Annotated in this window: 23 protein-coding genes, 1 tRNA gene and 2 pseudogenes; 12 read left to right on the top strand and 14 right to left on the bottom strand. The window is 59.7% G+C overall.

Going from position 1 to position 24327, the window contains the following annotated elements:
• Positions 1-2: 2 nt before the first annotated feature.
• Positions 3-953 (top strand): alpha-E domain-containing protein, encoded by a 951-nt coding sequence (locus tag C4J92_RS19605; protein WP_124363975.1) that lies wholly within the window; start codon positions 3-5, stop codon positions 951-953.
• The gene (locus C4J92_RS19600) at positions 950-1750 is read left to right on the top strand and encodes a transglutaminase family protein (RefSeq protein WP_124404990.1); all 801 of its coding nucleotides are present in this window, start codon (positions 950-952) and stop codon (positions 1748-1750) included. Before C4J92_RS19605 ends, C4J92_RS19600 begins: the two co-directional genes overlap by 4 nt.
• A gap of 128 nt (positions 1751-1878) precedes the next feature.
• On the opposite strand, the gene C4J92_RS19595 is transcribed toward C4J92_RS19600, so the two are convergent.
• On the bottom strand, positions 1879-2685 hold the full coding sequence (locus C4J92_RS19595) for a cytochrome c (protein ID WP_124404989.1): 807 nt from the start codon (positions 2683-2685) through the stop codon (positions 1879-1881).
• A gap of 646 nt (positions 2686-3331) precedes the next feature.
• Here C4J92_RS19595 and C4J92_RS19590 point away from each other — a divergent pair.
• The 3 genes from C4J92_RS19590 to C4J92_RS19580 all read left to right on the top strand — a co-directional run bounded on the left by C4J92_RS19590 (position 3332) and on the right by C4J92_RS19580 (position 7522).
• Entirely contained in the window at positions 3332-4537 is a 1206-nt protein-coding gene (locus C4J92_RS19590; protein ID WP_124404988.1) for an acetyl-CoA C-acetyltransferase, read from the top strand.
• A 17-nt stretch (positions 4538-4554) separates the two neighbouring features.
• The gene (locus C4J92_RS19585) at positions 4555-6702 is read left to right on the top strand and encodes a 3-hydroxyacyl-CoA dehydrogenase NAD-binding domain-containing protein (protein ID WP_124404987.1); all 2148 of its coding nucleotides are present in this window, start codon (positions 4555-4557) and stop codon (positions 6700-6702) included.
• Between the two features lie 88 nt (positions 6703-6790).
• A complete protein-coding gene (locus tag C4J92_RS19580; RefSeq protein WP_124404986.1) occupies positions 6791-7522 on the top strand; it encodes an amidotransferase in 732 nt (243 codons plus the stop codon).
• Here C4J92_RS19580 and C4J92_RS19575 read toward each other — a convergent pair.
• The 3 genes from C4J92_RS19575 to C4J92_RS19565 form a co-directional block, all read right to left on the bottom strand.
• On the bottom strand, positions 7500-8471 hold the full coding sequence (locus tag C4J92_RS19575) for a magnesium and cobalt transport protein CorA (RefSeq protein ID WP_124404985.1): 972 nt from the start codon (positions 8469-8471) through the stop codon (positions 7500-7502). The two genes, C4J92_RS19580 and C4J92_RS19575, sit on opposite strands and share 23 nt — an antisense overlap.
• A 144-nt stretch (positions 8472-8615) precedes the next feature.
• Positions 8616-9338: a 1-acyl-sn-glycerol-3-phosphate acyltransferase gene (locus C4J92_RS19570; protein WP_124404984.1), complete on the bottom strand. Its 723-nt coding sequence runs from the start codon at positions 9336-9338 to the stop codon at positions 8616-8618.
• Between the two features lie 213 nt (positions 9339-9551).
• Positions 9552-10244, bottom strand: a complete 693-nt coding sequence (locus tag C4J92_RS19565) for a crotonase/enoyl-CoA hydratase family protein (protein WP_124367986.1) — start codon at positions 10242-10244, stop codon at positions 9552-9554.
• A 318-nt stretch (positions 10245-10562) separates the two neighbouring features.
• Here C4J92_RS19565 and C4J92_RS19560 point away from each other — a divergent pair.
• The 4 genes and pseudogenes from C4J92_RS19560 (at position 10563) to C4J92_RS19545 (ending at position 13188) form a co-directional block, all read left to right on the top strand.
• Positions 10563-10652, top strand: a tRNA-Ser gene (locus C4J92_RS19560).
• 227 nt (positions 10653-10879) lie between these two features.
• The gene (locus C4J92_RS19555; protein WP_124405834.1) at positions 10880-11596 is read left to right on the top strand and encodes a 2OG-Fe(II) oxygenase; all 717 of its coding nucleotides are present in this window, start codon (positions 10880-10882) and stop codon (positions 11594-11596) included.
• 99 nt (positions 11597-11695) lie between these two features.
• Positions 11696-12798 (top strand): annotated as a pseudogene (gene ada, locus C4J92_RS19550) (bifunctional DNA-binding transcriptional regulator/O6-methylguanine-DNA methyltransferase Ada).
• Between the two features lie 27 nt (positions 12799-12825).
• The gene (locus C4J92_RS19545) at positions 12826-13188 is read left to right on the top strand and encodes an Ada metal-binding domain-containing protein (protein ID WP_124404983.1); all 363 of its coding nucleotides are present in this window, start codon (positions 12826-12828) and stop codon (positions 13186-13188) included.
• A gap of 107 nt (positions 13189-13295) precedes the next feature.
• Here C4J92_RS19545 and C4J92_RS19540 read toward each other — a convergent pair whose 3' ends face one another.
• The 4 genes and pseudogenes from C4J92_RS19540 to C4J92_RS19525 all read right to left on the bottom strand — a co-directional run.
• Complete coding sequence (locus tag C4J92_RS19540) at positions 13296-13631, bottom strand: hypothetical protein (RefSeq protein WP_124367983.1); 336 nt, start codon at positions 13629-13631, stop codon at positions 13296-13298.
• 144 nt (positions 13632-13775) lie between these two features.
• On the bottom strand, positions 13776-14354 hold the full coding sequence (locus C4J92_RS19535; protein WP_124404982.1) for a DUF4337 domain-containing protein: 579 nt from the start codon (positions 14352-14354) through the stop codon (positions 13776-13778).
• Between the two features lie 100 nt (positions 14355-14454).
• Complete coding sequence (locus C4J92_RS19530) at positions 14455-14811, bottom strand: helix-turn-helix domain-containing protein (RefSeq protein WP_164485268.1); 357 nt, start codon at positions 14809-14811, stop codon at positions 14455-14457.
• Positions 14765-15016 (bottom strand): annotated as a pseudogene (locus C4J92_RS19525) (type II toxin-antitoxin system RelE/ParE family toxin); the annotation flags it as partial. The gene C4J92_RS19530 and the pseudogene C4J92_RS19525, both read right to left, overlap by 47 nt.
• Positions 15017-15242: 226 nt before the next feature.
• On the opposite strand from C4J92_RS19525, the gene C4J92_RS19520 reads away from it, so the two are divergent.
• Positions 15243-15929, top strand: coding sequence for an HAD-IA family hydrolase (locus C4J92_RS19520; RefSeq protein ID WP_124404980.1), 687 nt, complete (start codon positions 15243-15245; stop codon positions 15927-15929).
• Positions 15930-16059: 130 nt separating this feature from the next.
• Here the strand turns inward: C4J92_RS19520 and C4J92_RS19515 are convergent, their stop codons facing one another.
• On the bottom strand, positions 16060-16806 hold the full coding sequence (locus C4J92_RS19515) for a 3-oxoacyl-ACP reductase family protein (protein WP_124404979.1): 747 nt from the start codon (positions 16804-16806) through the stop codon (positions 16060-16062).
• A 105-nt stretch (positions 16807-16911) separates the two neighbouring features.
• Between C4J92_RS19515 and C4J92_RS19510 the strand changes: the two genes are divergently transcribed.
• Positions 16912-17835 (top strand): LysR family transcriptional regulator, encoded by a 924-nt coding sequence (locus C4J92_RS19510; RefSeq protein ID WP_124404978.1) that lies wholly within the window; start codon positions 16912-16914, stop codon positions 17833-17835.
• 117 nt (positions 17836-17952) lie between these two features.
• Here C4J92_RS19510 and C4J92_RS19505 read toward each other — a convergent pair whose 3' ends face one another.
• The 3 genes from C4J92_RS19505 to C4J92_RS19495 form a co-directional block, all read right to left on the bottom strand.
• Positions 17953-18681 (bottom strand): aspartate/glutamate racemase family protein, encoded by a 729-nt coding sequence (locus C4J92_RS19505; RefSeq protein WP_124404977.1) that lies wholly within the window; start codon positions 18679-18681, stop codon positions 17953-17955.
• 13 nt (positions 18682-18694) lie between these two features.
• Complete coding sequence (locus C4J92_RS19500) at positions 18695-20224, bottom strand: NCS1 family nucleobase:cation symporter-1 (RefSeq protein WP_124404976.1); 1530 nt, start codon at positions 20222-20224, stop codon at positions 18695-18697.
• Positions 20225-20686: 462 nt separating this feature from the next.
• Positions 20687-21427: a phosphoadenylyl-sulfate reductase gene (locus tag C4J92_RS19495; RefSeq protein WP_124363955.1), complete on the bottom strand. Its 741-nt coding sequence runs from the start codon at positions 21425-21427 to the stop codon at positions 20687-20689.
• Between the two features lie 150 nt (positions 21428-21577).
• Between C4J92_RS19495 and thrH the strand changes: the two genes are divergently transcribed.
• Positions 21578-22195, top strand: coding sequence for a bifunctional phosphoserine phosphatase/homoserine phosphotransferase ThrH (thrH, locus tag C4J92_RS19490; RefSeq protein WP_124404975.1), 618 nt, complete (start codon positions 21578-21580; stop codon positions 22193-22195).
• Positions 22196-22261: 66 nt separating this feature from the next.
• On the opposite strand, the gene C4J92_RS19485 is transcribed toward thrH, so the two are convergent.
• Positions 22262-22618, bottom strand: coding sequence for a type II toxin-antitoxin system HigA family antitoxin (locus tag C4J92_RS19485; protein WP_124404974.1), 357 nt, complete (start codon positions 22616-22618; stop codon positions 22262-22264).
• A 282-nt stretch (positions 22619-22900) separates the two neighbouring features.
• A complete protein-coding gene (pabB, locus tag C4J92_RS19480; protein ID WP_124404973.1) occupies positions 22901-24244 on the bottom strand; it encodes an aminodeoxychorismate synthase component I in 1344 nt (447 codons plus the stop codon).
• Positions 24245-24327: the final 83 nt, after the last annotated feature.

The raw sequence follows: 24327 nt of genomic DNA, 5'->3' as shown, positions 1-24327 counted from the left end.
ACATGTTGAGTAGAACTGCCTCGGATTTGTATTGGATGTCGCGCTACCTGGAGCGCGCGGAAAACCTCGCGCGCATGCTCGATGTCAGTTATTCGCTGTCGCTGATGCCTCAGGACGGGCGTGGCGATGGTCTGCACGAATTGGCCATGCCGCTGTTGATCACCGGCACCCTGGAGGATTACCACGAGCGCCACGGTGAACTGCATGCCGAACGCCTGCTGCACTTTTTCGCCCTGGACGCTGCCAACCCGGCCAGCATCTACAGCTGTCTTGGCGCCGCACGGGCCAGCGCCCATGCAGTACGTGGGCGAATTACCGCCGACATGTGGGAAAACATCAACGCTACCTGGCTGGATATTCGCGATATCGCCCAACAAGGCTTGAGCCGCTACGGCATGAGCCGGTTTTGCGAATGGGTCAAGGAGCGCTCGCACCTGTTCCGCGGCGCCACCTACGGCACCATCATGCGTAACGATGCGTTTCGCTTTATCCGCCTGGGCACCTTCATCGAGCGCGCCGACAACACCCTGCGTCTGCTGGACGCGCGTTATGAAATGGCCGGCGATCAGGCTGCAACGGTCAGCGATGGCACGGCCCACGCCTACTATCAATGGAGTGCGTTGCTGCGGGCATTGTCGTCGTTCGAGGCCTATACAGAGATCTATCGGGATGCGCCGGGCGCCCGACAAGTCGCCGAACTGTTGCTGCTGCGCGCTGATGTTCCGCGCTCGCTACGGGCTTGCAGCGAAGAGATCGACCAGATCCTCGCCAGCCTGCCGGGCCTCAACGGTCGCCCGGCCCAGCGCCTGGCTGCCGAGATGGACGCGCGCCTGCGCTTTACCGCCATCGATGAAATCCTCGAGGAAGGCCTGCACGCCTGGCTGACCGACTTTATCCCCTTGGTCCGCCAGTTGGGCGACGCCATCTACAGCTCCTACCTGGAGGCGGCATGAGACTCTCCATCAGCCACGAAACCACCTACCACTACCAAGACCAGGTGCGCGCCAGCATCCAATATTTGCGCTTGACGCCCCACGACAGTGAGCGCCAGCGTGTGCTGAGCTGGCAGCTCGATCTGCCGCGCCCCGTACGGGCGCAAGTCGACCCATTCGGCAACATCCTGCATGTGCTGACCCTGGACGAACCTCACGACGCCATCATCATCGGCGCCCGTGGCCAGGTAGATATCGACGAATTGAGTGAGGCTGAACACGAGAGCCAGTCGGCCTTTCCGTTCCTGCGCGGCACGCGCCTGACCGAGCCCGACGAAGCCCTGCGCGGTTTTGCCCAACAACACTGCCGCCAGCGGCGCGACCGCACGGCGCTGATCGACCTGATGCAGGCGCTGAACCAATCGATGGTCTACACGCCGGGCGCCACGGACGTCGACACCTGCGCTGCCGAGGCCTTCGCCGGCCGCGCGGGCGTGTGCCAGGACCATACCCACGCGTTCCTGGCCTGTGCGCGCAGCCTGGGGATTCCGGCGCGATACGTATCAGGGTATCTGTACACCGAAGACAGCACGCACCTGGCGAGCCATGCCTGGGCCGAAGCCTGGCTGGATAACGCCTGGTACAGTTTTGACGTGACCAACCAATTGGCCCGGCCGGAGCGGCACCTGAAACTCGCCGTGGGCCTGGACTACCTGGATGCCTGCCCGGTGCGTGGCATGCGCCGTGGGGGAGGGCATGAGCAGATGCATGCGAAGGTGTTCGTGGCGCCGACGCCCGTGATTTGCGTACAGCAATAATCTCCAATACAACCCACATCAGTGTGGGAGGGGGCTTGCTCCCGATGACTGAGTGCCAGTCACTGAAGGATTGACTGAGCCACCGTCATCGGGAGCAAGCCCCCTCCCACTTCTGATCTGCGCAAGCCTTAAGGCTGCTGCTTGCGCCCCGCCATATGCTTCAAATACCCCACCAGCAGCTCCAGCTCATGGTCCGGTAGCACACCGGCAGCAAACGCCGGCATCTTCGCCTGCGGCCAACGTCGCAGGCTCTGCGGGTCGCGAATGTAGCGCTTGAGAAAATCACCACCGAAATACTCGGTAGGGCTGTAGGGGATATTCAAGTCCGGCCCCATCTGCGCATCGCCCGCCCCATTGAGGCGGTGGCAGGCCAGGCAATTTTTCTGGAACACCGCAAAGCCTTGGTTGATCGGATCGTTGGCCGCCAACTGCGGATCAGGCAGCAGCGCCGGAAAACGCTCGGCGACCGTCTGCAGCTGCTTGATGCTGGATATCTGAAACGGCCACTGTTCCGGGCTGATATGCCCGGCCTGCGGATCGGTCCACACCAGGTAGAACGGCCCCGCGCTCGGTTTGCCATCTCCCAGCGCAGGCCATGGATGGGCCGGGTCTTCCACCGCCAACCAGGCGCGAGCGCCGGTGTTTTCCAACAGTGGCGCGGCGGCGAGTTCGGCGGCAAAACCGTCAAGGGCCACCGCTTGCACATGGCTCGCAGATTTCAGGCCCGGTAGGAGACTCGCCAAGGGCACTGCGCGGTAGGTCATGGTGCGCTTGTAGGAAACGTCATCGACGATCTGTACCGTTCGCGCATCCGGGTGCTTGAGTAGCTCCGCCGTCTGCCAAGTCTTGCTGGCGTGGTCCAGTTCGATGGTCAGTTGCGCCGCCGAAGCGGGCAGGGTCAGCAACAGCGCAAGCAAGGCGAGGATCGATTTCAAAGGGCAGGCCGTTTCGAGGTGGCGGAAGAACTACGATAGCGCAAATCTGCGCGCAAAAAGACAGCCCCTGCAACAGGACGGTTATACGCAATGCCCCGGCAGGTGCTGCCAAACGCTGTAATCCCGATGCTGTGTGCGCACGGAATAAGTAGGTCGAGTCGTCACCCGATAACCTTGGTTAAATTGGGCAAGATCAGAATCAGTGTGGTGGCGAACAGAATAAGTCCCGCCTGACGTACTTTCGAATGTTTGAACATGGCTGACTGCCTTTTGTTGTTATTCCTGAACGTCAAATGCGTACCGGTTGATCCAGTATCGCGACCTGGCGTGAAACTTTTCTTACAACCGCTCCAGCAAAACCCGGCAGCAGCTTCTTACAGATTCAACCTTAGAGCCGTCGTTCTTCGGCGCATAGATCCATTTCATATCAGCTAAGTACTTTATCCGCTTAAAACGGCATGAGGCGCAGTGCCATCTTGGCGCCAAACCCTAGGCTAGACAGCTAAAACGATTAACCCGGAGTTTCCCGTAGTTGCCTACCGTTCGTCCGAGCGAGGGGGTCAAAAGCAATGAGCGCATCCGTCATTGAAACCGTGTCAATCGGGCTTAAGGTAGGGACCTACACCCACTGTGGTTCGAGGCCATCATGACCCAAGCTTTGATCTTTGATGCGATACGCACGCCCCGAGGCAAAGGCAAGGCCGACGGCGCCCTGTACAGCGTCAAGCCGGTCAACCTGGTCGCCGGTTTGCTCAGGGCGCTGGCGCAACGCAGCGACCTCGACACCCGGCAGGTGGATGACATCGTGCTCGGGTGCGTCACCCCAGTGGGCGACCAGGGCGCCGATATCGCCAAGACCGCCGCACTGGTCGCGGACTGGGACATCAGCGTTGCCGGCGTGCAGGTCAACCGCTTCTGCGCCTCGGGCCTGGAGGCCGTCAACCTCGGGGCGATGAAAGTGCGCTCCGGCTTTGAGGAGCTGGTGGTGGTTGGCGGCGTCGAGTCCATGTCCCGCGTGCCAATGGGCAGCGACGGTGGCGCCTGGGTACTCGACCCGCAAACCAACCTGCACAGCCACTTCACGCCGCAGGGCATTGGAGCCGACCTGATCGCTACCCTGGAAGGCTTCACCCGCCAGGACGTGGACACCTTTGCCCTACAGTCCCAACAGAAAGCCGCCAGGGCACGAGCAGACGGTTCCTTCAACAAGTCGCTTATCGCGGTGCAGGACCAGAACGGCATTGTGTTGCTGGACCATGACGAATTTATCCGTGGCGACTCCACCCTCGAAGGCCTCGGCAAGCTCAAGCCGAGTTTCGAAATGATCGGCCAGATGGGCTTCGACGCCACTGCGCTACGGGTCTACAGCCAAGTGGAACGCATCCAGCATGTGCACACACCCGGCAACAGCTCCGGGATTGTCGACGGCGCTGCCTTGATGTTGATTGGCTCCGAGGCCAAAGGGCGCGAGCTCGGCTTGCAGCCGCGCGCGCGGATTGTCGCCACGGCGGTGACCAGCACCGATCCCACCATCATGCTCACCGGTCCTGCACCGGCCACGCGCAAGGCGTTGGCCAAGGCCGGCCTACGCGTCGAGGACATCGACCTGTTCGAGGTCAATGAGGCGTTCGCTTCGGTCGTGCTCAAATTCATCAAGGACATGGGCATCGACGCCGCCCGGGTCAATGTCAATGGCGGCTCCATCGCTCTGGGCCACCCGCTGGGCGCCACCGGCTGCGCGATCCTCGGCACCTTGCTCGATGAGCTGGAAGTGCGCCGGCAGCGCTACGGCCTGGCCACCCTGTGCGTCGGCGGTGGCATGGGCATCGCCACTATCATCGAACGCCTCTGAGCCTTAAGGACACTGTCATGACCGACCCGATTCGTTACGAAAAAGGCCAGGACCAGATCGTGGTGCTGACCCTCGACATGCCCGGCCAAAGCGCCAACACCATGAACGCCACGTACCGTGCGGCCATGGCGGCCACCATTGCGCGCCTGGAGGCAGAAAAAGCCGACCTGGCCGGGGTGATCATTACCTCGGCCAAGAACACGTTTTTTGCCGGCGGTGACCTCAATGAGCTGATCCAGGTCGACACCGCCCACGCCAAGCAATTCTATGACGGCGTCGGCGTGCTCAAGGCGCAACTGCGCAGCCTGGAAACCCTCGGCAAACCGGTGGTGGCCGCGATCAACGGCGCGGCCCTGGGCGGTGGCTGGGAGATTTGCCTGGCCTGTCATCACCGGGTCGCGCTGGACGACAAGTCGGTGCAGCTCGGCCTGCCCGAAGTCACCCTGGGCCTGTTGCCGGGCGGCGGCGGGGTGGTGCGCATGGTGCGCCTGCTGGGCCTGGAAAAAGCCCTGCCGTATCTGCTGGAAGGCAAGAAAGTGCGGCCGGCGCAGGCATTGCAGGCGGGCCTGATCGATGAAATGGCGGCAGACCGCGATGAGCTGCTGGCCAAATCCCGCGCCTGGATTCTCGCCCATCCCGAGGCCCGGCAGCCTTGGGACCATAAGAACTATCAGATTCCTGGGGGCACGCCGTCGAACCCGAAAGTCGCGCAGATGCTCGCCATCGCACCGTCGATTCTGCGCAGCAAGACCCAGGGCTGTTTCCCTGCGCCGGAGAAAATCCTCTGTGCTGCCGTGGAAGGCGCTCAAGTGGATTTCGACACTGCGCACTTGATCGAAACCCGCTATTTCACCGAGCTGGTGACCGGGCAGGTGGCGAAAAACATGATCGGCACGTTCTGGTTTCAGCTCAATGAAATCAACGCCGGGCGTTCGCGGCCACAGGGCTTTGTGCCTTTTGTGACGCGCAAGCTCGGCGTACTCGGCGCCGGCATGATGGGGGCGGGCATTGCGTATGCCAGCGCCTGTGCAGGGATCGACGTGGTACTCAAGGACGTCAACCTGGCGGCGGCCGAAAAGGGCAAGGCCCATTCGGCCGCGTTGCTCGACAAGAACGTCAGCCGTGGGCAATTGACCGCCGAGCAGCGCGAAGCCACCTTGGCACGGATTCGCCCTACACAGGATGACGCCGACCTGGCCGGCTGTGACCTGGTGATCGAAGCGGTGTTCGAAGACCGCGAACTCAAGGCCAGGGTAGCGTCCGCCGCGCAACGCGTAGTCGGGGCGCACGCCGTGATCGCTTCCAATACCTCGACCTTGCCCATCAGCGGTTTGGCGACTGCGGTGCCGGACCCAGGCAAATTCATCGGCCTGCATTTCTTCAGCCCGGTGGACAAGATGCCCCTGGTGGAAATCATCAAGGGCGCGCACACCAGCGACGAAACCCTGGCGCGAGGTTTTGACTTCGTACTGCAAATCAAGAAAACCCCGATTGTGGTCAACGACAGCCGCGGGTTTTTCACCTCGCGGGTGTTCGCCACGTTCACCAACGAAGGCATCGCCATGCTCGGCGAAGGCGTGGCCGCGCCGATGATCGAGACCGAAGCGCGCAAGGCCGGCATGCCGGTAGGGCCACTGGCGGTGTCGGATGAAGTATCCCTCAGCCTCATGAGCCATATCCGACAGCAAACCGCCAAGGACCTGCAAGCCCAAGGCGAGGTGCCGAAGGCCCACCCGGCGACGGCGGTGATCGACCTGCTGGTCAACGAATACAAACGCACGGGCAAGGCCGCCGGTGGCGGTTTTTATGACTATCCAGCAGGCGCCCAGAAGCACCTTTGGCCAGAGCTCAAGGCGCGGTTCGAACACCCCGGTAAGCAGATTTCGCCCCAGGACGTGCGCGACCGCTTGCTGTTTATCCAAGCCATCGAAACCGTGCGTTGCGTGGAGGAGGGCGTGCTGATGTCCACGGCCGACGCCAATATCGGCTCGGTCTTCGGCATTGGCTTTGCAGCCTGGAGTGGCGGCGCGTTGCAGTTCATCAACCAGTACGGCCTGAACGACTTCATCGCCCGGGCGCGCTATCTGGTCGACTCATACGGCGAGCGGTTTGCGCCGCCGGCGCTGCTCTTGGAGAAAGCCGCCCAGGGTGAAACGTTCCGCTGATCAGGCGGTGGAGGGCTTGCTTTGAACAGGTGTTTCAAGGCACGCTCTGGGGTGTTCAATATTCCCATCGCCGTGTCAGGTATTTTTTATGTCGCTACGCGTCTGCATCCTGGAAACCGATATCCTGCGTCCAGGCCTGATCGATCAGTACCAAGGTTACGGGCAGATGTTCAAGCGCCTGTTTGCCAAGCAGCCGATTGCCGCAGAGTTTGTGGTTTACAACGTGGTGCAGGGTGAATACCCGCCGGATGACGAAGCCTTTGACGCGTACCTGATCACCGGCAGTAAAGCCGACTCGTTCGGCACCGACCCGTGGATCCAGACTCTCAAGACCTACGTGCTCCAGCGCTACGAGCGCGGCGACAAGTTATTGGGTATCTGCTTCGGCCACCAATTGCTGGCGTTGCTGCTAGGCGGCAAGACCGAACGCGCCAGCCAAGGCTGGGGCATGGGCATTCACGACTACACCATCGATGCCAAGGCACCCTGGATGAGCCCGCAAGTGCCGGAACTGACGCTATTGATCAGCCACCAGGACCAGGTCACGACCCTGCCGGAAAATGCCACGGTCATTGCCTCGAGCGAGTTTTGCCCCATCGCGGCGTATCACATCGGTGACCAGGTGTTGTGCTTCCAGGGCCATCCGGAATTTGTTCACGACTATTCCCGCGAACTGCTCGAGATTCTTCAGACAACCCTGGGCGAAAAGGTCTACACCAACGGCGTGGCCAGCCTGGAGCGTGACCACCATGGCGCGACCGTGGCGGAATGGATGATGCGCTTTGTGGCGCACACACCTAAAGCCAACCCGAACGCTTGAAGCTTGCCCACAGGCTGACGCATCCCACCGCAATCAACCCGAGCACTGCAAAATAGCCGTAGTGCCATTGCAGCTCGGGCATGTTCTGGAAATTCATCCCATAAATCCCCGCGACCGCCGTGGGGAACGCGAGGATCGCCGCCCAAGCGGCGAACTTGCGCTGCACCACGCTCTGGCGCGAGGCCTCCAGTAACACGCCGATCTCGATGGTCTGGCTGGCGATATCGCGCAGGGTCGTCAGGTCTTCCATCTGCCGCGTGACGTGGATCTGCACATCACGGAAATACGGGCGCATGTTCTTGTCGATAAACGGGAAGCTCAGCTTCTGCAGTTCCTGGCTGATCTCCACCATCGGCGCCACATAGCGCTTGAGCCGCAACACGTCGCGGCGCAGGCCGTGAAGGTTCTGGATGTCGCGCTCGCTCAGGGAACTGCACAGCACGTTGCGCTCCAGTTCATCGATCTCGGCGTGGATCGCCTCGCTGACCGGCTGATAGTTTTCCGTGACGAAATCCAGTAAGGCATAGAGTACGAAGTCTTCCCCATGCTCCAGCAACAACGGACGTGCCTCACAACGCTGGCGCACAAAACCGTAGGACGCTGAGTGTCCATTACGGGCGGTGATGATGTAGCCATTGCCGGCGAAGATATGGGTTTCGATAAACTCCAGCTTGCCGTTCTCCCGCACCGGTGAATAGGTGACGATAAACAGCGCGTCGCCGAAGGTTTCGAGCTTCGGGCGGCTGTGCTTTTCCATGGCGTCTTCGATCGCCAGTTCGTGCAGGTTGAACTGGCGTTGCAGGTTGTTCAGCTCCTGAGCACTGGGCTCTTCCAGGCCGATCCACACAAAGTGGCCGGGTTTGGCGGCCCAGGCCGCGCCTTCGTCGAGGGTGATATCAGTGACTTTCTTTCCGGCGCTGTAGACGGCGGCCGCAACGACTCTACCCATGGTGCTGATCACTTCTTATCAAGAGGACAGATGTTGGGCAGCTTAGCCTGAATGGCGTTCCGTTGTAGCGAGGAGCGATCGTTCCCACGCTCTGCGTGGGAATGCCTCCCGTGACGCTCCGCGTCGCCTGTACGGCGCAGGCGTTCAAGCGCTTTGCAGCTCGCGATCCATCTGCGCAATGCACTCATCCATCTGCGCCTGACACACTTGCATCAACGCCGGAACGTCATCCGCAGTCATTCCGGCAGTAGGAATCGGCGCCAACGAACGTATGAGCACATCCCCACTGTTCCAGCGATTAAGTCGCATATGCGTGACGTAATGACTGACACAGACCTGCACGATCGGCACACCGGCCGCAATCGCCATATGGAACGCGCCTTTTTTGAACGGCAACAAACCTTTGCCCAGGTTGCGCGTGCCTTCTGGAAACACCCAGATAGACGTGTCTTCGTGTTGCAAGGTGCGGGTAACGGTGAGCATGGCCCGGCGCGCCTTGTGCGCATTGCCGCGGTCGATCAACACATTGCCGGCCAGCCAGAACAACTGGCCGAACAACGGCACCCATTTCAGGCTCTTCTTGGCGATGCATACCGTGCGGTGGGGCACCACGGTGCCGAGCACAAACAGATCGTAGTTGGACTGGTGGTTGGCGATCACCACGCAGGTGCCGGCCTTGTTACGCAGGGAGTCGACATCGGCTTTCACGTTCAGGCGCAGGATCCACATCGCTGGCAGCGCGTAAAGGCGTGCGCACAGACGGCTGTTGTCCGGATTGAACGGCCGGCAGATCCCCAACAGCACGCCCAGTACGCCGGCGACTATAAAGTGCAGGCCCATCAACAACATACGTAACAGAAAAAGCATCGACGCGGCTCACCGGGACAAAAGGTGGCGCAGTGTACGGATGTGCACTGTATTCGGCAATTGCCCCTGCAGAGGTAGGAGATAGGCGATGTTTAAGCACATGTTTCAACGTGTGCCGATAACGCCTGTCTAGAGCGGCCCGGGTTATTTCGGCTTGGATTGTAAGAAAAAGCCCGACTCAAGGTCGGGCTTCGGTACCGCAAGTGTGGGACGTTAAATCAGGTTATGGCCTTGGTCCTGAATGATTGCATCATCCAACGCATCCAGCAGTGCCTTGCGCACTTTCAACTTGGTGTGTTTGTGCGCATTCATATTGATCTTCTTCAACTGCCGCGCCGCTTCCAGTGCCGCCGCGTGCAATTCTTCCGGCGCTACCACCTTGTCGAGGAAGCCCGCTTGCAAAGCGCCTTGCGGGTCAAACATCTCGGCATTGATCACCGACCGATGAAACGCCGACTTGCGCAGACGATCCCGCGCCAGCTCGATACCGGCGTGGTGCATGGTCATGCCAATCGCCACTTCATTCAGGCCAATGCTGAACGGGCCTTCCACACCAATCCGGTAATCCGCCGACAGCAGCAGGAACGCACCCTTGGCCACCGCATGCCCAGGGCACGCCACAATCACCGGGAACGGATGCGCCAACAGCCGACGCGCCAGCGTCGAGCCCGACGTCACCAGGCCGATGGCCTCTTTAGGGCCGGCCGTCATCACCTTCAAATCATAACCCCCCGACAGAATCCCAGGCGTGCCCGTGATCACCACCACCGCCCGATCCTTCTCCGCCTGATCCAGCGCCGCATTGAACGCACTGACCACGGCGGGAGAAATGGCATTTACCTTGCCGTTGCTCAGGGTCAGGGTCGCGATACCGTCTTCGAGGTGGTAGGCAATCAACTCACTCATGACGCGGTTCCTTGTAGGACTTGTTATAGAAGATGCAGCAAACGTTACCCACCACGCCCGCGCGGGTAAAGCGCCGTGACTGACTGCCCAGTCAGGCTTTCGCTTCACACCCGGCAGCGGAGCGCCTGGGGCAGGGCACCACAGCCAGCGTAGACCATCCCGAGCCATGCCCGAGATTGGCACAATCACCCCCATACACAGACGCTGTTCGGCATACCCGTCTAACCGCATGAAAATTCTGAAAAAAACCTTTGCCATCAGAAAGGCTTTCGACTACATTAGCGCGCCTCGACAGACTGAACTGGTTTGACGAGATACGGTGAAGTGTCCGAGTGGCTTAAGGAGCACGCCTGGAAAGTGTGTATACAAGAAATTGTATCGAGAGTTCGAATCTCTCCTTCACCGCCATATTGATACCTAAAGGCCCCATAAATGGGGCCTTTTTGCATTCTACGGTTTTTGTTCCCCCCAATCGGATTTTGGAGCGGTGTCCTTGTCGTCAGGTCGTTCGCGATAGTTGCTGCCTCCAAGAAACCCATGCCGGTTCACTGGATTAATTTGATAGCAACAAACCGGAGGCTCCCGTGGATTGCCTGCGGTATGTTGACAATCATGCAATCCACAAGGGAATGGCAATGGTCGATAGGGCATTGGAAACAAGGCTCGCTTGCGAAAACTGGAGTGAGCATCTTCATCGCGTAAACGCCAGCGGCTTTACCGTCATCGAGAACCTGCTCGACCCAGACGTCTGCCAGCGTCTTATCGATAGCTACTGCGAGCCGGACATTTTCAGGTCGTGTATCAATATGAGCAGGCACGGCTTCGGTTCAGGCCAATATAAATATTTTGCCTACCCGCTGCCGTCGATTATCGCCACATTGAGATCCTGTGTTTACCCGCAGATGGTCCCACTGGCCAACTATTGGAACACTAAACTTGGCCTCGAACCTCCCTATCCCGAACGCCACGAAGACTTTCTAAGCCAGTGCCACGACGCCCGGCAAGAGCGCCCCACACCGCTGCTGCTGCGCTACGGTGCAGGAGACTACAATTGCCTGCACCGCGACCTGTATGGAGACATCCTGTTTCCCGTGCAGATGGCTATCCTCCTGTCTGAGCCCAATGACGACTTTAGCGGCGGCGAATTCGTGCTTACCGAACAGCGGCCACGGATGCAGTCCAGGGTCAACGTAGTGCCGCTGCGCAAGGGCGATGCAGTGATTTTTGCTGTCAACCGCAGGCCCGTGAAGGGGGCGCGGGGCTTCTATTCCGTATTTACGCGCCACGGCGTGAGCGAGGTCAGAGCGGGGGAGCGGTTTACCCTTGGCGTAATATTCCATGATGCGCAGTGATGGAACGGCCAAGCGTTCGAATTTGAAAGCAAGACTCGGAGTTTTAACGCGGCTCAATAGCGATAGGCTTGTGCAAATTGCGAAGATGGGGGCATTGCCATGGAATGCGTTAAAGACCACACCACCCAGCCCGTGCTAAGGGCCGAGGACGATCCGCGCTGGAATATTCTCGTCAGCCGCCAGGCTGATGCAAACCTCGATTTCGTCTACGGCGTGCTGACCACCGGGGTTTACTGCAAACCCTTCAGTCCGACCAAGCTGCCTCGGCCGGAAAATATCGTGTTTTTTGACACCGCAGATGAAGCCGAAAGGGCGGGCTTTCGCCCCTCCAAGCGCGACAGCAGCAACCCGGCGGCCGTCGCCCAGAAGCATGCGGTGGCTGTTGCCGAGGCCTGCCGGCTTATCGATGCATCGGACGTGGTTCCCAACCTGGGTGATCTGGCCGAACAGGTGGGCATGAGCAGCTTCCACTTCCATCGAGTCTTCAAGAAACTTACGGGCCTCACGCCTAAAGCCTACAGCGTCGCTTCGTTGCGTTCGCGCGTCAGAGACCAGCTTTCGCTCAGTGGCACCATCACCGACGCTCTTTATGAGGCGGGCTATAACTCCAATAGCCGATTCTATGAGGCATCACAAAATATCCTCGGCATGAAACCCACCGAGTACCGCGCAGGGGGGCCAATGTGGATATCAAATTCGCACTGGGCGAAAGCGCGCTGGGCTCGATCCTGGTGGCCAGAAGCGCGCGCGGCATTTGCGCGATTTTATTGGGCGATGACCCTAATGTGCTGGTGGAGAGTTTTCAGGACCAGTTCCCCAACGCCAACCTGATTGGCGGCGACGCCGAGTTCGAGGCGCTGGTGGCCACTGTCGTCGGCTTTGTCGAATCGCCGGGCACCGGTTTTGCCCTGCCGTTGGACATCCGTGGCACCGTATTCCAGGAGCGGGTTTGGCAGGCACTGAGGGATATCCCTGCAGGAACGACCGAGACATACGCCCAGGTCGCCGCGCGGATTGGTATGCCCAGCGCCACCCGTGCAGTGGCTAACGCATGCGGGGCTAATAAACTCGCGGTGGCGATTCCATGCCATCGCGTGGTGCGCAGTGATGGATCTTTGTCAGGCTACCGTTGGGGAGTGGAGCGTAAGCGCGAGTTGATCGAGCGCGAGAAGAGCATGCACGCTGCACACGTTGTCGGATGAACTGCACCGGATGGGGGAGGGTGCGTAATGAGGCGATGGAAAGTCATGGATTCCCACGGCAAACCCGCCCTCAGTTCCAAGCCGGGTCAGTTTGGCGGGCATAAAGGAAGCAAAATCTACGGGCGCCTGGACTGCCCGGCTGCACTACGGGCATTGAGCAAAGGCGGGTATGTGAAGGATCGTGTGTTTTTTATCGATGAACAGACCGCACGATTGGCAGGCTATCGCCCCTGCTTTCGATGCATGCCCGCCAGTTACCGTGAGTGGAAGCTGACAATTGAAGGGCATATAAGGGGACGTGTGATAACGGAAAATGTGAACCTTAGATTATCGGTGTATCCGCGTTTTCAACTTGATCAAGCACGCAACTTAGCAGGCCAGTACTGTTAAGTAATAGGACAGCCACGATTACGTCAATACTGCTGAGGTTCATGGGCCATCCCCTGAAGTCAGGCCCATGAAACGTCGCTTGCCAGGCTCTGCGCCCGGCGACTTACTTATTGCGCGGTTTTCAACTTGACCACATCACCGGAAATCTTGGTGGTGTAGCCGTTCAGTACCCAGGCCCAGAACCATTTTTCCTGCACTTGGGTGTTGATCATGGCGTCGCCGCCTTTGGCCTTGATGGCTGCATCCTGGGCGCGGACGAAGCGGCTGTTCTGGCCGATCGGGATAATACCCAGCAGCATAATGCCGGTGGCGCTGGCTTCGCTGTGGCCGAGCACGGTGTATTGGCTGGCGTCGTATTGCTGGGTTTTCATGGCGGTGCCGGTGCAACCTGCCAGGGTGAAACCAAGAACGGCTGCTGCAACTACTTTACTGATGTACTTCACGCGTAACTCCATGGGCTGAATCTCGAGATTCAATTCTCGAGGCGCGACACTTTAATCGCTCAGATGGCGGATTGAAATCAGCGCGCCACGGTTTCATTTTATGCGGCGACAGTCAGGCCGCCTCCCACAGTTGCCCGCGTTTGGTCAGAGATGCAGCCAAGCCAGGCTGCCGAGTACCAGGGCCACGCCGCCGGCCGCGTACGACAGGCGCTTGAGCCATTCCTTACGCGTGAGCAAGGTGATCGCCGCCAACGAAATCGCAATCTGAATCGCCGTCATCGCCTGGGCCCAGCGATGATGCTGGTGCAGCGCTTCTTCGGATTTGCGGTCCCATTCCCGTGAGCTGGCTTCAAGCGTTTCGGCCTGTTTGCGCACATCTTCCTTCTGGCTTTTATAGCGCTGGATTTCGTCGTTGTAGTGGGCGGCATCCACGCCGGGAATGTGCGTGGCCAGTTCCGCCAGGTTCTGGCGGCTGGATTTGGCCTGATAGTAATTCCATTGGTTGGCGGCTTCTGTCTTGATAATGGCGGCGTTGTTCTTGTCCATCGCCGCCTCGCTTTCGCTGGAGCCGGCCTGGTAGCTGAGCATGGCGCCAACGGTGGCCATGATCGCGGTCATCACCGCGATACGGCTGGCGAAGGTGTCGCCACGGCCGTGGGCATGTTCGGTGGTGTGCTCGAGATGTTTTTCGTGGGGGCTGGGGACTTCGAAGGCTTCGGACATGGCGGCGTCTATGAAGGGGCAGAGGGAGCCTGATTCTTCACCAGTGCGGCTGTCTCAAAGCTGTCTATAGCGTCGGATCAGGTGCATGTACAGCACGAGGTCATAGCTCAAGTTGACAGGCGTTTATACCAAATGCCTTGGCAATCTTTTCCCGCGTGGTCCGACGCGGTTTGTTTACCGCTTCTTGCTGGGCGAATGCAGATTGTGAAATGCCCAGTCGCTTGGCGACTTCTTCCTGGGTGAGGTTCAGGTGCTCGCGCCAGGCACGTATAGGCGTAGCTCCATCCACCAAGCGACTGACGACAGCATGAGGAATAAGATTCGGGTCGTTTTGCTGGGCCACATAGTGTTCATAGGGAATCACCACGAAGGCTGGCTTGCCCTCGGTATTGTGGATGATCTGTACGGCAGTAGGTTCGCTCGTCACGTTTCTTGACCTCTTGAATGCTGACCACATGAATGTCCCCGTCCCAGTCGAACACTACGCGGTAATGACCTACCCGAAGCCGATAGCCGTGAGGGTAATCAACCAGCTTCTTGACATTGACTGCGTCGGGCATGCGCTCAAGCGCCGACACCGCATCGCGTACCTGTTGCTGATGATAGGTATGCAGCCGAAGTAGCTGTTTGACGGATTTACGGGTCCAGTGGATCGAATTCATTGGAGGTTAATAAGTCTTTTATAAGGTTTGCAAGGTGTATTTTCGGGCCCTGGTCAAAGGCTGGTCGCTCCCACACACAAACCCTAGACGTGCGCCGCGCGTGCCGGTTGATAAAACTGTTGCCTGGTATGAATACCCGATCCAGGCTTCAGGAAGGTTGCCTGCAAGCAACCAGGGCCGTTATTGTGCTGAATCCTTTTAGTCCTTCCTCCAGGGTTCTGTTGTGATGAACGCACCGCGTACCGCTGTCCCGATCAAGGCTGTGATTTTCGATATGGACGGGTTGTTGCTGGACACCGAAGGCATCTACACCGAAGTCACGCAGATCATCGCCGAACGCTATGGCCGCACCTATGACTGGAGCATCAAGCAGCACATCATTGGGCGCGGTGCCCAGGACTTGGCGGACTATGTGGTCAAGGCGCTGGACTTGCCGATCACGCCGGCTGAGTTTCTGCAGATTCGTGAACCGCTGATGAGCGAGCGTTTCCCCAAAGCCCTGGGCATGCCCGGCGCCGAGGCGTTGGTGCGGCATTTGAAGGCGCATAACATCCCGATTGCGGTGGGCACCAGTTCGTCGCGCAACTCGTTCGGCCACAAGACCACCTTGCACCGCGATTGGTTTGGCCTGTTCGACACCATCGTGACCGCCGACGACCCGGAAGTCGGTGCCGCCAAGCCTGCGCCGGACATCTTTCTCACTGCCGCGCGCCGCCTGGGTGTGGCGCCCGAGGATTGCCTGGTGTTCGAGGACTCGCCGTTCGGCGTGACGGCAGCGAAAGCGGCGCACATGACCGCCATCGCCGTGCCCGATGAGGCCATGGCCGACAGCAAGTATCAGCATGCCGACCACATCATCCGCAAACTTGCGGATTTCGACCTGGCTGCTTACGGCCTGCCGCCCATGACTTGATTCAACCCGGAAAAATGTGGGAGGGGGCTTGCTCCCGATAGCGGTGTATCAGCCAACTTATCAATAGCTGATCCACCTCAATCGGGGGCAAGCCCCCTCCCACATGGGGTGTGCGGTTGTTGCACAGACCTCAGGCGCTGAAGCCACCGTCGATAGTCAAGCTGGCGCCTGTGATGTACCCGGCTTCCGGCCCGGCAAGGTACGCCACGAAGCTGGCAATTTCCTCCACATGCCCATACCGACCCACCGCCATCAGCCCAATCAAGCTCTCGGCAAAATCACTGTTCGCCGGGTTCATGTCGGTATCCACCGGCCCTGGCTGCACGTTATTGATGGTGATACCCCGTGGCCCCAGGTCGCGCGCCAGGCCTTTGGTCAAACCGACCAACGCCGCCTTGCTCATCGCATACGGACCACCACCGCCAAACGGCATGCGCTCGGCGTTGGTGCTGCCGATATTGATCACCCGGCCGCCTTCGCCCATGTGCCTGGCGGCCTCCTGAGTGGCGATAAAGACACTGCGCACGTTGATTGCCAGGGTCTGATCGAAGTCTTCCAGCTTGAACGCTTCCAGCGGCGCGATGGCCAGCACTCCTGCATTGTTCACCAAAATATCCAGGCGCCCGAAGGTGTCGACTGTGACGTTGACTGCGTTGCGAATCGCCGTGGCATCGGCGCTGTCGGCCTGAATCGCCAGGGCTTTGCCGCCTGCGCTGATCACGCTGTTCTGCAAGGCTTCAGCCTTGGCGGCCGAGTTGATGTAGGTAAAGGCAACAGCGGCGCCTTGCGCGGCGAGGCGCTTGACGATGGCTGCGCCGATGCCGCGGGAACCGCCTTGAACCAAGGCGACTTTGCCAGTGAGGGTAGATGGGGTCATGTCGATCTCCAAGTGGTTGATGAGCCGAGTATCGACCTCGCCCACCGATACCGGTAGAGCATGATTGCTATAGTCTGTGTAAACCAAAAGTTTAGAGTGGGCGATATGGAAAGCTTTGGCAGTATCGAATGCTTTGTGCGCAGCGCCGAAGGCGGTAGCTTCGCGGAGGCTGCGCGGCACCTGAGCCTGACGCCGGCAGCGGTCGGCAAAAGCGTGGCCAAGCTGGAAGCGCGCCTGGGCGTCAGGCTGTTTCAGCGCAGCACCCGCCGCCTGACCTTGACCGAAGCCGGCAAGCTGTTCCTCGACGAAGTCAGCGGCAGCCTCACCACGATTCAAAATGCGGTGGCCAACCTGGCCAGCGCCGAAGGGCGGCCGGTGGGCACGCTGAAGGTCAGCATGGGCACCGTATTTGGCAATCGGTATGTGGTGCCGTTGCTGGGTGAGTTCATGCGACGCTTCCCGGCTATCAGCCCGGATTGGCATTTCGATAACCGCCAGGTCGACTTGATCGGCCAGGGCTTTGACGCTGCGATTGGCGGTGGCTTTGAACTGCCCCAAGGCGTGGTGGCGCGCAAGTTGACGCCGGCGCACCGGGTGCTGGTGGCTTCACCGGCTTACCTGGCGCAACGCCCTGCGGTGCGTACGCCCGAGGATTTGTCGCGCTGCCATGGCATCCTGATCCGCTCACCGCAAACCGGCAGGGTGCGCTCATGGCAACTGACCCACCGCGAGCGTGAGCACAGCCCACTGGTGCTCAAACCCGCGATGACCATGAGCGATTCTGAAGCCGCCTGCTGCGCCAGTGCCCAGGGCCTGGGCATTGCGTTGGTCAGCATGCCGATGGCTGTGCCGTTCCTCGACAGCGGTGCGGTGGTGCGGGTGTTGTCGGACTGGTATGTGGACGACGGCAATATCTCCATCTACTACGCCGAGCACAAACTGCTGCCGGGCAAGACCCGGGCGTTTGTGGATTTTGTGATCGAGCAGTTTGTCGAGCGACGGTTGGGGCAGCGATTCAGTGCGATCTAGCTGCCCTGCAGTGAACAAAATGTGGGAGGGGGCTTGCTCCCGATAGCGGTGGGTCAGCTATAGATAAGCTGGCTGATACACCGCAATCGGGAGCAAGCCCCCTCCCACAGTTGATCCTCAGTGCCCGAACTTGCCGGGCCAACCGATGACTTTCTTTGACCTGGGCGTTGCATAGGTCCTGATCTTCGACGTCGACAAACCCAACCGCACCAGCGACTCGGCGATGGTCACCGCCGCCGTCACCCCATCCACCACCGGCACCCCGGTATGCTGGCGAATCTGCTCGTCCAGCCCGGCCATGCCGCCGCATCCCAGGCAGATCACTTCTGCCTTATCCTCAAGGATGGCCAGTTCCGCCTGGCGCACGATGGCTTGCATGGCGGCCAGTGGGTCTGCTTCCAGCTCCAGCACCGCCATGCCGCTGGCGCGCACTGAGGCGCAGCGCTGGTACAGGCCGGCGAGTTTCAGCCGGTCTTCGATCAACGGCACTGTGCGGTCCAGGGTGGTCACCACCGAGTAGGCGTGGCCCAGGAACATCGCCGTGCTGGCCGCGGCCTCGGTGATATCCACCACCGGCACGTTGAGCAATTCCTGCAGGCCTTCGCGGCCATGCTCGCCGTAGCCGGCCTGGATCACCGCATCGAATGGCTGGTCGTAGGCCATTACGCGATCCATTACCGCGATGGCGGCCAGGTAGCTTTCAAAGTTGCCCTCCACCGACTCGGCGCCGAAGTAGGGCGTGAGTCCGACAATCTCGGTGCCCGGCGAGGCCACGCTGCGCGCCTGCTGAGCGATGGTTTGTGTGATGGATTCAGTGGTGTTGACGTTGACCACGAGGATGCGCATGGAAGCTCCTTGTTTAATGACTGGCGTTATCGACTGCAATGCTTTCGCCGCTGACATCGGCGTAGAACGGCTGGCGCTTGGCGATCAGCAGGTACAGCAACCCTGCAATACCGGCGCCAAACAGCCAGGAGAACGGCGAGACGCTGGCAAACCCAGGCAACAATGCCAACAGAATGGCGATCACCGCTGCCGGAACGAACGCCGCCACCGCGCGCAGATTCACGCCGCGGCTGTAGTAATAAACGCCCTGCGCGTCTTCGCTATACAGTTGCGGCACATCCACCTGGCTTTTGCGGATCAGCCAGTAGTCAACCATGATCACCCCATACAACGGCCCCAGCAGTGCGCCCAGCCCGGAAAGGAAATACACGATCACCAGCGGGCTGTTGTAGAGGTTCCACGGCAGGATCAGCACCGCCACGGTGGCGCTGATCAGGCCCGCGCGACGGAAGTTCAGGTACTTGGGCGCCAGGTTGCTCAGCACAAACGCCGGGGCGACGAAGTTGGCCATGATATTCACCGCCACGGTAACGATCAGGAAGGCCAGGCAACCGAGCACGAGGAAGAAGGTATTGGGAATGGCGGCGATGATTTCAGTCGGGCTTTCGATTACCCGGCCATTGAGCTGGAACTGCCCGCCGCACAGCAGCACGGTGATGGCGGCGAACACCAGGATATTCACCGGCAGGCCCCAGAAATTACCCACCAGGATCGTCCTGCGGCAAGGCGAGGAGCGGGCGAAGTCGCAGAAGTTAAGGATCAGCGTGCCGTAGATCGCCAACCACAGCGCACCTCCGGCAAAGATATTGCGCCACATCTCGCCGCCGCTCAGCGGTTCGCGGATCGACCAGGCAATGTTGCCGCCCGCCTGGAAGTACATCCAGCCGGCCAGCGAGGCCACGGTGAGCAGAATCACCGGTCCGGCAAACCCTTCATAGCGACGTACCATTTCCATGCCATAGGCCAGGATCACCAATTGCACCAGCCAGATCGCCACGAAGCACGCCCAGCCGAGCGATGACAGGCCGAGGATTGCGTTGTGATCATAGTCGGCAAACCCCGGATGAACGGCCGTCAACAACACACGGAAAACCACCGAAGCCAGGTAGGTCTGAATACCGAACCAGGCAATCGCAATCACGGCGCGGATCAACGCCGGAATCTGTGCTCCATGAATACCGAAGCTGATACGGCTGATCACGGGAAATGGCACGCCGGTCTTCTGGCCCATATACCCCGACAAGTTCATGAAAAAGTACACCAGTGCCGCACCGATCCCCAAAGACAGCAGGATCTGCCAGCCGCCCAGGCCCAATGCATACAAGCCGATGGCGAATGAATAGTTGGCGATGTTGTGCACGTCATTGGTCCACAACGCGAAGATGCTGTAGCGCCCCCAGCGACGACCCTCGACCTTGGTCGGCGCGAGATCCTTGTTGTGCAGGCGTGAGCTGAGTACCAGCGGGCCGGGGCTTGCGGCCTCGGGATTCAGGGCGGAGGAGGGCAGATCCAGTGCGATGTCATTCGAGAGGCTTGTACGCATTCCGGCAGGCTCCAGCGCATCCGCAGCAGAGCAGCAGATGGCAAAGTGTATGTAGGTTTTGTATTTATTGTATACAAAGCGTATTTCACCTTAAGCCACATGCGTGCCAGTTTTCGGTCTATCAAAACTACGGTTAATTTCGTTTTTATCAATTATTGAAATAACTCGCTGAATTGAAAGCGATATAAATTGACCGTTCGAACAGCTATTTATTTTTATGAGGAAGGGGGCAGACTCAGGAGGACGGAAGCCGAGAGGAATAAAGTGTTACGTTTTGGTGCGGCGAGTACCGGATTGCACACATAAATGACACCGATGGTTACAGCTATGTGTACATTTTTATAGGGAATACAAAACAAATGTGGGAGGGGGCTTGCTCCCGATAGCGCCGGGTCAGCCACCCCATACAGTGCCTGACACTACGCCATCGGGAGCAAGCCCCCTCCCACAGGGGTTGCTGTGTCAGGCCTTAGTCTTGCTGATGATATTTCCGGCGTGCAGCCCGCATTCCTTCTGCGTGGCTTCCTCCCACCACCAACGCCCTTCGCGCTCATGCTGGTTCGGCAGTACAGGACGGGTGCAGGGCTCGCAGCCGATGCTGATAAAACCGCGTTCATGCAGGCTGTTGTAGGGCAGCTCCAGCATGCGGATATAACCCCAGATCTCCTCGCTGGTCATCTGCGCCAGCGGGTTGAATTTGTACAAGGTACGTTCAGGGGTAGAAAACGCCGTATCGATTTCCAGCGCGGCCACCTGGCTGCGGGTGCCCGGGCTCTGGTCGCGGCGCTGGCCGGTGGCCCAGGCGCGCACGCCTGCGAGTTTGCGGCGCAGCGGTTCGATCTTGCGTATGCCACAGCACTCGCCATGACCGTCCTTATAGAAGCTGAACAGGCCCTTCTCTTTGACGAAGGGTTCCAGCTTGCTCTGGTCCGGCGAGATCAGTTCGATGTCGATCTTGTAGAACTCACGCACCTGTTCGATGAACCGGTAGGTTTCCGGGTGCAGGCGACCGGTGTCGAGGCTGAACACCTTGACGTTCTTGTTCAGCTTCCAGGCCATGTCCACCAGCACCACATCCTCGGCGCCGCTGAAGGAAATCCACAGGTCGTCACCGAACTGGCTGAACGCCAGCTTGAGGATGTCCTGGGCGGACTTGTTGGCATAGGTCGTGGCGAGTTCAACGACGTCGAAGGCTTGGTTCATCAGGACGGTTCCTACAGGTCAGTGGCGCTGAGCGCTCTATAGGGGGCGATGGTATCAAAATCTACCCTGCGTTGCGGCGGCGTGCTTGAGTCGCTAGAGTTCGGCAGTCCTTTTGCTCGCTCAACTTGAATAATACGAACGGAGTGTCCTGTGGAAATTGCCTGTCTCGACCTGGAAGGGGTACTGGTTCCGGAAATCTGGATTGCCTTCGCCGAAAAAACCGGTATCCAATCCCTGCGCGCCACTACCCGTGACATTCCCGACTACGACGTGTTGATGCAGCAGCGCCTGCGTATCCTCGATGAGCACGGGCTCAAGCTTGCCGATATCCAGGCAGTGATTGCCACCCTCAAGCCACTGGACGGCGCTATCGAGTTCGTCAACTGGCTGCGCGAGCGCTTCCAGGTGGTGATCCTCTCCGACACCTTTTACGAATTCTCTCAGCCGCTGATGCGCCAGCTGGGCTTTCCGACCTTGCTTTGCCATCGCCTGATCACGGATGAAAACGACCGGGTGGTCAGCTACCAACTGCGTCAGAAAGATCCCAAGCGCCAGTCGGTATTGGCGTTCAAGACACTGTACTACCGAGTGATTGCGGCGGGGGATTCCTATAACGACACCACCATGCTGGGTGAGGCAGACCGAGGGATTCTATTCCATGCGCCGGAGAATGTGATTCGCGAGTTCCCGCAGTTTCCGGCGGTGCATACGTTTGAGGATTTGAAGCGGGAGTTTATCAAGGCGTCCAGCCGACAGTTGAGCCTGTAAATTATCTGGCGCGGCTGATGGCCTCATCGGGAGCAAGCCCTCTCCACATGGCCCTCCCAGCTGCGCCTAAATGCCCGCCAGTAACCGTTCATATGGGATACACAATCCCTCATGCAGGCGTTTGATCATCGCCAGGCTCAGCTTGCGCTTGCCGTTCAACACTTCTGAAACTCGCCCGCTGGGGCCGATGAATGGCTCCAGATCGCGGGCTGTCAAGCCCATTTGTTCCATGCGGAATTTGATCGCTTCCACTGGGTCCGAAGGCGGCATCGGAAAGTGTTCCGCCTCGTACTTCTCAATCAGAACAGCGAGAATTTCCAGCTCGTCACCTTCGGCACTGCCGATGGCCGCTCCCCACATCTGCTCGACGCGCGCGAGCGCAGCGGCCAGGTCTTCTTGAGAGTGAATAGGTTTGATGTTCATTACACGGTCTCCGCATTGATTGTGTCGTACTGCGCGTGGGTGCCGACGAAGCGGATGCATCGCTCTTTCCTCCCATATTGGGAGATATTAGAGCCGAGTAGATGAGCGTGCAATCCCTGAAACAAGCTCTGACGATTGAGTGGCATATGTGATCCTTCACAGACGGCGGTGGGCGGCGGAAGTCGGACGCTATCGCGCCGCTCACTGTTGGTCCATTACCGTTCTGATTCAGGTTTTTTCGTGCCGAACTCGCTGCCCTCAGCGGCAGGAGTGGCTTGGGTGCTAGAGGCCTTCCAACGTGTGTAACAACACCTGTACCTTGGTCAGGGACTCCTGATATTCCGCCTCCCACTGCGAGTCCGCTACGATCCCGCCGCCGCCCCAGCAGCACACCTGCGCGTCCTTGACCAGCAAACTGCGGATGGCGATAGAGCTGTCCATTTCGCCGCGCACGTCCAGGTACATCAGCGAACCGCAGTACAGGCCGCGTCGGGTCGGTTCCAGTTCGTCGATGATCTGCATCGCGCGGATCTTCGGCGCACCAGTGATAGAACCGCCTGGGAAGCTGCCGGCGATGAGGTCGAGGGCATCTTTATCGTCGGCCAATGTGCCGGTGACGCTGCTCACCAGATGGTGCACGTTGGGGTAGCTTTCCAGGCTGAACAACTCGGGGACTTTTACCGAGCCGATACGGCAACTGCGGCCGAGGTCGTTGCGCAGCAGGTCGACGATCATCAGGTTTTCCGCGCGGTCCTTGGGGCTGGCCAAGAGGTCGGCGGCGTGTGCCGCATCTTCTTGCGGCGTCGGGCCGCGGGGGCGGGTGCCTTTGATCGGGCGGGTTTCAACCTGGCGCTGGCTGACCTTGACGAAGCGTTCCGGCGACAGGCTCAGCACCGCGCCACCTTCCGGCAGGCTCTGGAACCCGGAAAACGGCGTCGGGCAGGCCTCGCGCAGCGCGCAATAGGCGGACCATGGATCACCGATGCAGGGCGCGCGAAAGCGCTGGGCGAAGTTGACCTGGTAGCAATCGCCGGCCTCGATATAGTCCTGAATACGCACGATGGCCTGCCGATAGGCCTCGGCCGTCAGGTCCGGTGCCATGGGACCTTGCAACTTGAACGCCGCAGACCTGTCGACGACGCCGGCGCTGAACAGGCTGATCAGGCGTTGCCGTTCGCTGTCTGCGAGACTGGGGTGGAATACCAGTTGGCTGGACTGCGCAGCGTGATCGCTGATCAGCGCCCAGGCATACAGTCCGAAGCGCGCGTCCGGCAGGTGCAAGTCGTCTACCGCCAGGTGCGGCATCTGTTCCAGGTGTCGGCCGAAATCGTAACTCAGATAACCGATCAAGCCTCCGGCAAACGGCAGCTCCAAGCCAGCGGGCAATGCCGCTTCGCCCAAATGCGTCAGGCTTTTGCGCAAACGTTGCAGGAAATCGCCGCCGCTTTCTTCAGGCTCAACCGCCAAGGTCGCTTCAGGCCAGGCGCTGAGCAGGTCATAACGGCCACGCTCGGCCGCCGGGCGGCCGCTGTCGAGCAGCACCGCACCGGGCGCATGGCGAATCGCCGCAAAATACTCGGCGGGGTTGGCCCGATAGGGTAACGGGTATACGGAACAGGTCGACATGCGGGGGTGGATCAGCCAGTGGCGCGGGGGAGGGGATTGTAGTCCCCTGTAGGATTTGCTCCTAGAGGGGATGTCGGGGATAG

It is taken from the genome of Pseudomonas sp. R3-18-08 (assembly GCF_003852065.1).
GTDB lineage: Bacteria > Pseudomonadota > Gammaproteobacteria > Pseudomonadales > Pseudomonadaceae > Aquipseudomonas.
Note: the sequence above shows the minus strand (reverse complement) of the source record. Positions and strands in the feature narration are given on the sequence as shown.

Coding starts and splice junctions, on each gene's coding strand:
- C4J92_RS19605 (WP_124363975.1), top strand. CDS start 3: ATGTTGAGTAGAACTGCCTCGGATTTGTATTGGATGTCGCGCTACCTG.
- C4J92_RS19600 (WP_124404990.1), top strand. CDS start 950: ATGAGACTCTCCATCAGCCACGAAACCACCTACCACTACCAAGACCAG.
- C4J92_RS19590 (WP_124404988.1), top strand. CDS start 3,332: ATGACCCAAGCTTTGATCTTTGATGCGATACGCACGCCCCGAGGCAAA.
- C4J92_RS19585 (WP_124404987.1), top strand. CDS start 4,555: ATGACCGACCCGATTCGTTACGAAAAAGGCCAGGACCAGATCGTGGTG.
- C4J92_RS19580 (WP_124404986.1), top strand. CDS start 6,791: ATGTCGCTACGCGTCTGCATCCTGGAAACCGATATCCTGCGTCCAGGC.
- C4J92_RS19575 (WP_124404985.1), bottom strand. CDS start 8,471: ATGGGTAGAGTCGTTGCGGCCGCCGTCTACAGCGCCGGAAAGAAAGTC.
- C4J92_RS19570 (WP_124404984.1), bottom strand. CDS start 9,338: ATGCTTTTTCTGTTACGTATGTTGTTGATGGGCCTGCACTTTATAGTC.
- C4J92_RS19565 (WP_124367986.1), bottom strand. CDS start 10,244: ATGAGTGAGTTGATTGCCTACCACCTCGAAGACGGTATCGCGACCCTG.
- C4J92_RS19555 (WP_124405834.1), top strand. CDS start 10,880: ATGGTCGATAGGGCATTGGAAACAAGGCTCGCTTGCGAAAACTGGAGT.
- C4J92_RS19545 (WP_124404983.1), top strand. CDS start 12,826: ATGAGGCGATGGAAAGTCATGGATTCCCACGGCAAACCCGCCCTCAGT.
- C4J92_RS19535 (WP_124404982.1), bottom strand. CDS start 14,354: ATGTCCGAAGCCTTCGAAGTCCCCAGCCCCCACGAAAAACATCTCGAG.
- C4J92_RS19530 (WP_164485268.1), bottom strand. CDS start 14,811: ATGTGGTCAGCATTCAAGAGGTCAAGAAACGTGACGAGCGAACCTACT.
- C4J92_RS19520 (WP_124404980.1), top strand. CDS start 15,243: ATGAACGCACCGCGTACCGCTGTCCCGATCAAGGCTGTGATTTTCGAT.
- C4J92_RS19515 (WP_124404979.1), bottom strand. CDS start 16,806: ATGACCCCATCTACCCTCACTGGCAAAGTCGCCTTGGTTCAAGGCGGT.
- C4J92_RS19510 (WP_124404978.1), top strand. CDS start 16,912: ATGGAAAGCTTTGGCAGTATCGAATGCTTTGTGCGCAGCGCCGAAGGC.
- C4J92_RS19505 (WP_124404977.1), bottom strand. CDS start 18,681: ATGCGCATCCTCGTGGTCAACGTCAACACCACTGAATCCATCACACAA.
- C4J92_RS19500 (WP_124404976.1), bottom strand. CDS start 20,224: ATGCGTACAAGCCTCTCGAATGACATCGCACTGGATCTGCCCTCCTCC.
- C4J92_RS19495 (WP_124363955.1), bottom strand. CDS start 21,427: ATGAACCAAGCCTTCGACGTCGTTGAACTCGCCACGACCTATGCCAAC.
- C4J92_RS19485 (WP_124404974.1), bottom strand. CDS start 22,618: ATGAACATCAAACCTATTCACTCTCAAGAAGACCTGGCCGCTGCGCTC.
- pabB (WP_124404973.1), bottom strand. CDS start 24,244: ATGTCGACCTGTTCCGTATACCCGTTACCCTATCGGGCCAACCCCGCC.